The organism is Ruminococcus sp. CAG:57 (assembly GCF_000435935.1).
GTDB classification, from domain to species: domain Bacteria; phylum Bacillota; class Clostridia; order Oscillospirales; family Ruminococcaceae; genus Hominimerdicola; species Hominimerdicola aceti.
On sequence record NZ_FR890694.1, the window covers coordinates 1 to 7846 of the forward strand.

Below are 7846 nucleotides of genomic sequence, written 5' to 3' on the forward strand. Positions count from 1 at the left end.
CCATTGATTTTTTATATTACTTTCTTGCTTCCAGAGCGGAGATAGATTCCATTATCTTTGACATCTTCTCCTCTGCCTTTGCAAGCTTTGCCTTTTCGGCTTCGATAAGCTGTTCAGGGGCTTTTGCAAGGAAGCCCTGATTGCTGAGCTTTTTGCTAAGGAAGTCTATATCCTTCTGTGCGTTCTTTCTGTCCTTATCAAGACGTGCAAGCTCCTTGTCAACGTCTATGATATCAGCAAGCGGAATGAAGAATCTTGCACTGTCTGTAACAGCGGCGGCGCAATCCTTTTCCTCACACTTGTCTGTAATGATGACCTCAGATGCAGAAGCAAGTCTTTCAAAGAACATTACGCCCTGTGAGAATACTTCCGGCTGTGCAGTTTCAATATAAAGCTTTGCCTTTACAGACGGCGGAACGTTCATTTCACCACGGCAGTTTCTTATGCTCTTTATGCCTGCGATTATCTTCTCAAATGTTGCTTCTTCGTCGGCAAATTCAAGCTTTTCGTCATATACAGGATAATCCTGAACCATGATAGCTGTGCCGTCATTTACGAGAGCCTGCCAGATCTCCTCGGTGATATAAGGCATGAATGGGTGGAGCATTTTAAGCATTCCTTTCATTACCCACACGAGAACTGCCTGTGCTGTGGCTTCTGTTTCACCGCCTGCGGCTATTCTTGGCTTTGTAAGCTCGATATACCAATCGCAATAGATATCCCAGATAAAGTCATAAAGCTTTGAAACTGCTACGCCAAGCTCGAACTTATCAAGATTATCGTTTACTTCCTTTGCAAGAGTATTGAACTTTGATATTACCCACTTATCCTCAACATTGAGGTTTTCAGGGAGCTTATCAGCCTTGAAATCGTCAGGAAGATTCATCATGATGAATCTTGCGGCGTTCCATATCTTATTGGCAAAGTTTCTTGAGGACTTTACCTTATCCTCGATAAATCTCATATCGTTTCCAGGTGCGTTGCCTGTTGCGAGCATAAATCTCAGGGCATCTGCGCCGTACTGGTCGATGATAACAAGCGGGTCGATACCGTTGCCAAGAGATTTTGACATCTTTCTGCCCTGTGAATCTCTAACAAGACCATGGATAAGAACAGTATCAAAAGGCTTCTGCTTCATGTTCTCCATGCCTGCAACTATCATTCTGGATACCCAGAAAGGAATGATATCATAGCCTGTTACGAGAGTGTTTGTTGGATAGAAATACTCAAGCTCCTCTGTCTTGTCAGGCCAGCCGAGAGTTGAGAACGGCCACAGTGCTGATGAGAACCATGTATCAAGTGTGTCAGGATCCTGACGCATTTCCTTGCCGCACTTAGGGCAACAAGCATGGTCTTCCTTTGTTACCACAGTTTCACCGCAATCGTCGCAATAAAATGCCGGTATCTGATGACCCCACCAAAGCTGACGTGAGATACACCAATCTCTGATATCGTTCATCCAGTTAAGGTAGTTCTTCTCAAATCTTTCAGGAACAAACTTGATAGAGCCGTCCTCAACAGCCTTTATTGCAGGCTTTGCAAGCTCGTCCATTTTAACGAACCACTGGAGGGATACTCTTGGCTCGACAGTTGTTCCACAGCGGTAGCAAGTACCTACATTATGCTCGTGGTCTTCAACATAAGCAAGGAAACCGCCCTTTTCAAGATCTTCGACTATCTTCTTTCTTGCCTCGTATCTATCCATGCCTGCATACTCAGGATAATCGTCAACTATCTTTGCGTCCTCAGTAAGAACGTTGATAACAGGCAAGTTATGTCTTTTACCGACTTCAAAGTCGTTAGGGTCATGGGCTGGAGTTATTTTTACAACGCCTGTACCAAACTCCATATCAACATAGCTGTCGGCAACGACAGGTATCTCTCTGCCAACAAGCGGCAGTGTGAGTGTCTTACCTACGATATCCTTATATCTTTCGTCCTTTGGATTTACTGCAACGGCAGTATCGCCCAGGAGCGTTTCAGGACGTGTTGTAGCAAGCTCTACATATCCGCTTCCGTCTGTTAGAGGATATTTAAGATGCCAGAAGTGACCAGCCTGATCTTCATACTCAACCTCTGCGTTTGAGATAGATGTACGGCAATGCGGGCACCAGTTTATTATTCTTTCGCCTCTATAGATAAGTCCCTTATTATAGTAGTTTATGAAAACTTCCTTTACAGCCTTTGAACAGCCCTCGTCCATTGTGAAACGCTCTCTGTCCCAATCGCAGGAAGAGCCGAGCTTTTTAAGCTGCTCAACTATTCTGCCGCCGTATTTCTTTTTCCAATCCCATGCTCTTTCAAGGAAACCGTCCCTGCCGATATCGTCCTTTGTAAGACCCTCTTTACGCATAGCTTCAACTATCTTTGCTTCTGTTGCGATAGAAGCGTGGTCTGTACCAGGTATCCACTCTGCGGCATATCCGCTCATTCTCTTCCAGCGGATAAGTATATCCTGCAAAGTTTCATCAAGGGCATGACCCATATGGAGCTGTCCTGTGATGTTCGGTGGTGGGATAACTATACAGTATGGCTCTTTCTTGGAATCAGGCTCAGCGTGGAAAAATCCGCCGTCAAGCCAATATTTGTAGATCTTATCTTCTACCTTATTAGGCTCATAAAGCTTTGAAAGCTCTTTTTTCATTATAAAACAATTCCTTTCGCAAATATTTTTTCTATCACAGTATCGTGGCAAGACCAAGAGGCATTGCCTTTTTGCCGTCAGACTCGTGTCTTAGGCTGTCTGCGAAACGGAACTGTGAATTTCATTTGAAAGCTGAATTTGAGATCACACATTATATTCTTTCCTTTCCGCATGATATGGCATTACTGCACCTATTATAATATTATCTCACTTTTGCACCGAATTGTCAAGGGCTGATGACGGTATGGAACGAAAAAAGCAGAACAGCTTGAAACTGCTCTGCTGAGAGTGTTGAAAAAGACTTAAACAAGCGGGACGTCGAGGGCGCCGTCCCCTACAACTTGCATAAAAACGAATTTACACTTACAGCTTGAAATGAACGGGCATACCGTTTTTCATTGCTATTTTTACCTCGCCTTGGATAAGTGGCAGGAAGTATCTTACGGCTTCCGGATTTACGTCATTGCCGTCCTCGCTTAACCACTGGGCAGGGAAGAATTTTTCCTTATTTGCAGCATCATGGGCGTCAACGCTGTCAACGGTCACAACATAAGGCACGTCGCTGATACGCTTGAATATCATCATTTTACCTGTTTTCCCTGCAAGAGCCGCTTTTACGCCTGCTGAGCCTATTTCCTCGGCTTCGTCTATATCCGTCTTTGAGCAGATATGAGAAGAACATCTCTGCATAACGTTAAGTTCAATAGAACGGACTTTACAGCCGATATTCTCTTTAACGAGCTGTTCAAGTGTCTTTCCTATGCCAGAGAGATACTCGTGACCGAAATTATCCACAACTCTCGGCTTATTTTCCTCGCCCTTAAGCTTTACGCCCTCGGAAACTGCGATGATAACGGCTTTGTGCTTTGCCATTTGATTTCTTATGTCCTCGAGGAACTTTTCGGCGGTAAAGTTATTTTCAGGGAGATAGATAAGGTGAGGGGCTATCTCGTCATTTGCTCTGAGTACGCAGGTGGAAGCTGTGAGCCAGCCAGCGTGTCTGCCCATTATCTCAACGATAGTGACGGACTCGATAGAATAAACCGAGCTGTCACGGATTATCTCCTGAACCGTTGCGGCAACATACTTTGCGGCAGAGCCGAAGCCTGGTGTATGGTCTGTTACAGGCAGATCGTTATCTATAGTCTTTGGTATGCCTATAACTCTTATCTTTGAATTTCTTGCCGCAAGATAATCGGAAAGCTTTGCCACGGTATCCATAGAATCGTTTCCTCCGATATAAAAGAAAGCTTCTATCCTATGCTTTTCAAGGCAGTTCAAGATACGCTCATATGTTTCACCGCCCTCCTCAACATCAGGAAGTTTATAACGGCATGAGCCGAGAACTGTTGACGGTGTCTGTCTTAGAAGCTCCATATCCTCGTTTGTTTTTATAACAAGCTTAAGATCTATGAGCTGGTCGTTTATGATACCCTCGATACCATTGAGCGAGCCGAAAACGGCGTCTATCTGTGGTGTTTTCACAGCCTGTTTGAAAACTCCCACCAATGAAGCGTTGATAGCGCAGGTAGGTCCTCCTGATTGTGCAACGGCAATATTCATTATCATCAATCTCCTTACAGCTTACTGAGAATATTAAAATTCTCATATTTGTTATTATTATAGCATATTATATATACAAATAAAAGGGTTATGAAAATTTATTAACATATTTTTTCCCTTTGTAACAAAACAAGCCTTCAATAAAACGTTATATCTATCCACTTTGATAATTTTCACATCTATTACATAAAAACGCCTCCCGATTTACACCATATTGTTATAAAGTAAATGTAAATCGTAACCGAATTTTAATTGACAGAACAGTTTATATTTTGTATAATTAAAGATATAGACACGAAATGTGTCGAACTCTAGTCAATGAACCGAAAGGAAGAATATAAATAATGCCTGACAACAGAAACAATAAAGGCTACTATCGTCCTGAACAGAATCGCAGACCTCAGCAGCAAGAAGGCTCCACTTGGCTCACTCCTACTGTAAAGGGAATAATAGCGATACTGCTGACTGTACTTGTGGTAGCCATAGTAATAATGATATTTGCAAAAACTCTTTTTGTGAACACCAACACCACTCCGAAAAAGACCGGTACGATAACTTCTACGGAATACATTCCGCCAAAGACCACCACAACTTCGGAAGAGCCACAGAAAACATCTAAAAAGTCCAAAAAGGCCACTGAGCCTGACGAAGATCCATATGACGGTGATAAGGATGACAACGGTGACGCTGTTGGTGATATCCAGTGCATAAGTGCAGTTTATCTCCACCCACAGCCTACATCGAGCAGTGAAAATCTTCTTACTATCCCATCGGGTGCGACCTGCAAATACTACCGCAACGAAAACGGCTGGTATTATGTTGAATATAATGGCACAAAGGGCTACGCATGGCAGACATTCTTCTCGACACCACCACAGTAATGTGTTTTACGATTTCTTAAATAACGCAGAAAGTGCAGCATGGAAATATGCTGCACTTTCTGTTTATATACGCAAAAAAGCGGAGGTGTTGTCCTCCGCTTGATGTAGCTTATCATACAGATAGAACGTGTTAAATAGCGGGCGAACGCTGTTCGCCCCTACACACAAATGTTACAATTAGAGTTCTACCTTATAGTCCTCTGAGCCTACACCCTTTACAGTGTAGTAAGCAACGCCCTCTTCAGGCTTGATGTATACTGAAACTGTCTTTGGTGTTCTGTGACCCTTTGCCTTGTAGTCAGCCTTTGCAGCAGCCACTACAGCTTCAACATTTATCTCTCCGCCTGCGAACTGAACGAATACCTCGTCCTTTATCTCAGCCTCAACTGCTTTCTTTACAGTTTCCTTCTTTGCCTTTGTTGCCTTTGCTGCGGTCTTTACTGCCTTTTCTGCCGTCTTGACAGCTTTCTTTGCTGTTTCCTTTACTGCTGCGCCTGTCTTTTCAGCGGCAGACTTTACCTCAGCCTTGACTTCCTTTACAGCTTCTTCTGCCTTCTTGTCAGCGGTGATCTTCTTTTCAGCCATTGTAAAACCTCTCCTTTAAAAGTGTTACTAATTACTTATCCACAGCCTCTTTAAGAGCCTTGCCTGCCTTGAATGCAGGAACCTTCTTTGCAGGAACATGGATAGGCTTCTTTGTTGCAGGATTGATAGAATCCTTAGCTGCACGATCTCTTACCTCAAATGCACCAAAACCTACGATAGATACCTTTTCGCCCTTTACAAGTGCCTCTGTGATAGTTTCTGTTACAGCCGCAAGTGCCTGCTCTGCTTCCTTTTTAGAATAGCCGCCCTTTTCTGCTATTGCGGATATCAGATCATTTTTTGTCATTTTGAATCTACCTCCGTTATAATTTTTTACATTGTTTTTATGCTGTTATTATAACGTATTTGACCCCTATTGTCAAATAAATTGCCCGATTTTGCGTGCTTTCTTGCAATCTTTGTAGCTTTACATAAAAAAGAGGCATAGTCGCCGCTTGATTTTTGTACTTATTCACACGTTGGAAATAGTATTTATAATTTAGCCATAATTAACTTTCGATCAGCATCATTATTTTTTTATAAACGCCTATTTTTCGCACTTTGTAAAAGTCACCCATAAAATATTCTTACATATATTTCATCTCAAAGTTCATTAAATATTTACATTCTTTTATATATTCTCTCATGCAACATAATTCATTTTTTCAATCCGTATTTTTCATAAAAAGCCTCAACATCGCTGTCGCTTTTCACAAGCTCGGGATACATTATCTCACGAGTGTTGCGGTTATAAAATCCGATAGTTTTCTCGCCTGTGCAGGTGCTTGACATTATTTTTATCTCCATTCCCCTGCACTCCTCAGGGACGGGCTTGACAGTTTTCTTTTTGAAAATTTCCATGGAAACTCCCCCTAATATTTTTTCAAACGTCTTATATAAGCGAAAGTGTAGTCCTCGCCTTTATCACGAAGCATTGTAAGAAGCTTCTCCAAAAGGTCTGATGTTTCAGGGTGGATGGCTCTTGTTTTTTTCGCTCTTAAAAAGTACGCAAGAGGTGCACCGTCATCGTATTTGTCTTTCATATATATCTTGCTTGCGGCAACTCTGTCGCAGAACATTTCTTTCACATATTTAAGGGGCATTTTCACAGGGGTCATCAACTTAGTCCGCAGGTCATAGTCCGTCCAATATTCAAAGTGATGCTTATTTCTTCCCTTGTGATGCATCCAGCCGTAAGAAAATCCGTATTCTTCACGCTCTGCTTCATGGGGCGAACGTGTGCCTTGATAATATTTACAGCCCTTGAGAAACTCCTCCGGGGAATATTTTGAAAGGTCATGCCTCAGACCCTGCCACAAAATGCCTGCCTTATAGCAGTTTTTTATCACTCCGTGGCGATGTCTTGTAATGGTCTTGAAATGCTCCCATGCCTTTATCAAAACGCTCATCTCCTCTGCATTTCATCTTGTGACCTTATTATACTACTTTTGCTTTATTATTTCAACAGCCTGCGGTCATTTTCTGCTGCCGCAGATATCAAGTAGTGGACACTCGCTACAGCGTTCTCCCCTTGCCTTGCAGTATTCACGTCCGAACAGTACAAGGCGGTGACAGAAATCAGAGGATCTCTCAGGGGGGAGTATCTTTCTCAAATCCTCTTCCACCTTTGCAGGCTCTTTATTTTTGGTAAGTCCAAGTCTGCCGCATATCCTTATGCAGTGGGTATCAGTGACCACCGCAGGCTTATGGAAAACGTCGCCCATAACAAGATTTGCCGTCTTTCTGCCTATGCCTGCAAGGGTGGTGAGCTTTTCTATGGTATCAGGTATCTCACCGCCAAAATCATCCATTATCTGTCTGCACATTGTGACGATAGAGCGAGCTTTTGTTTTATACAGACCGCAGGGGCGTATTATCTCCTCGATATCGGCAACATCTGCGTTGGCAAAGTCCTCAATGGTCTTGTATTTGGCAAAAAGCTCTTTCGTGACGATATTCACCCTTGCGTCTGTACACTGTGCAGAAAGTCTGCCTGCTATCATAAGCTCGTGGGGCTTTTTATAGTCAAGGGAGCATATGCCCTCGGGGTAGACCTGCTCCAGCCTTTCCACTATCATTTGCGCACGTTCTTTCTTTGTCATCGGTACTGCTCCTTTGTTTTTAGTGCTTAATTACTTTATATTGTACACTTTTTTGCAGGATTCGTCAACCG

8 protein-coding genes are annotated in these 7846 nt (G+C 42.9%); 1 reads left to right on the forward strand and 7 read right to left on the reverse strand.

Features of this window, described 5'->3' with window-relative positions; genetic code table 11:
- Positions 1-16: 16 nt before the first annotated feature.
- Together QVO88_RS01815 and QVO88_RS01820 are read right to left on the reverse strand one after the other, a co-directional pair.
- On the reverse strand, positions 17-2644 hold the full coding sequence (locus QVO88_RS01815; RefSeq protein WP_022286824.1) for a valine--tRNA ligase: 2628 nt from the start codon (positions 2642-2644) through the stop codon (positions 17-19).
- 363 nt (positions 2645-3007) lie between these two features.
- Positions 3008-4207: a 6-phosphofructokinase gene (locus QVO88_RS01820; RefSeq protein ID WP_022286825.1), complete on the reverse strand. Its 1200-nt coding sequence runs from the start codon at positions 4205-4207 to the stop codon at positions 3008-3010.
- 344 nt (positions 4208-4551) lie between these two features.
- On the opposite strand from QVO88_RS01820, the gene QVO88_RS01825 reads away from it, so the two are divergent.
- Complete coding sequence (locus QVO88_RS01825; protein WP_022286826.1) at positions 4552-5088, forward strand: SH3 domain-containing protein; 537 nt, start codon at positions 4552-4554, stop codon at positions 5086-5088.
- A gap of 177 nt (positions 5089-5265) precedes the next feature.
- On the opposite strand, the gene QVO88_RS01830 is transcribed toward QVO88_RS01825, so the two are convergent.
- The 5 genes from QVO88_RS01830 to nth all read right to left on the reverse strand — a co-directional run bounded on the left by QVO88_RS01830 (position 5266) and on the right by nth (position 7775).
- Complete coding sequence (locus QVO88_RS01830) at positions 5266-5673, reverse strand: DUF6465 family protein (protein WP_022286827.1); 408 nt, start codon at positions 5671-5673, stop codon at positions 5266-5268.
- Positions 5674-5704: 31 nt separating this feature from the next.
- Positions 5705-5980: an HU family DNA-binding protein gene (locus tag QVO88_RS01835; RefSeq protein ID WP_022286828.1), complete on the reverse strand. Its 276-nt coding sequence runs from the start codon at positions 5978-5980 to the stop codon at positions 5705-5707.
- A gap of 350 nt (positions 5981-6330) precedes the next feature.
- On the reverse strand, positions 6331-6534 hold the full coding sequence (locus QVO88_RS01840; RefSeq protein ID WP_022286829.1) for a hypothetical protein: 204 nt from the start codon (positions 6532-6534) through the stop codon (positions 6331-6333).
- Positions 6535-6545: 11 nt separating this feature from the next.
- Positions 6546-7082 (reverse strand): DUF5662 family protein, encoded by a 537-nt coding sequence (locus QVO88_RS01845; protein WP_038670656.1) that lies wholly within the window; start codon positions 7080-7082, stop codon positions 6546-6548.
- Between the two features lie 66 nt (positions 7083-7148).
- Positions 7149-7775 carry an endonuclease III gene (gene nth / locus QVO88_RS01850; protein WP_022286831.1) on the reverse strand — a complete coding sequence of 209 codons (627 nt, stop codon included), beginning with the start codon at positions 7773-7775 and terminating at the stop codon, positions 7149-7151.
- Between the last annotated feature and the right edge of the window lie 71 nt (positions 7776-7846).

Coding starts and splice junctions, on each gene's coding strand:
- QVO88_RS01815 (WP_022286824.1), bottom strand. CDS start 2,644: ATGAAAAAAGAGCTTTCAAAGCTTTATGAGCCTAATAAGGTAGAAGAT.
- QVO88_RS01820 (WP_022286825.1), bottom strand. CDS start 4,207: ATGAATATTGCCGTTGCACAATCAGGAGGACCTACCTGCGCTATCAAC.
- QVO88_RS01825 (WP_022286826.1), top strand. CDS start 4,552: ATGCCTGACAACAGAAACAATAAAGGCTACTATCGTCCTGAACAGAAT.
- QVO88_RS01830 (WP_022286827.1), bottom strand. CDS start 5,673: ATGGCTGAAAAGAAGATCACCGCTGACAAGAAGGCAGAAGAAGCTGTA.
- QVO88_RS01835 (WP_022286828.1), bottom strand. CDS start 5,980: ATGACAAAAAATGATCTGATATCCGCAATAGCAGAAAAGGGCGGCTAT.
- QVO88_RS01840 (WP_022286829.1), bottom strand. CDS start 6,534: ATGGAAATTTTCAAAAAGAAAACTGTCAAGCCCGTCCCTGAGGAGTGC.
- QVO88_RS01845 (WP_038670656.1), bottom strand. CDS start 7,082: ATGAGCGTTTTGATAAAGGCATGGGAGCATTTCAAGACCATTACAAGA.
- nth (WP_022286831.1), bottom strand. CDS start 7,775: ATGACAAAGAAAGAACGTGCGCAAATGATAGTGGAAAGGCTGGAGCAG.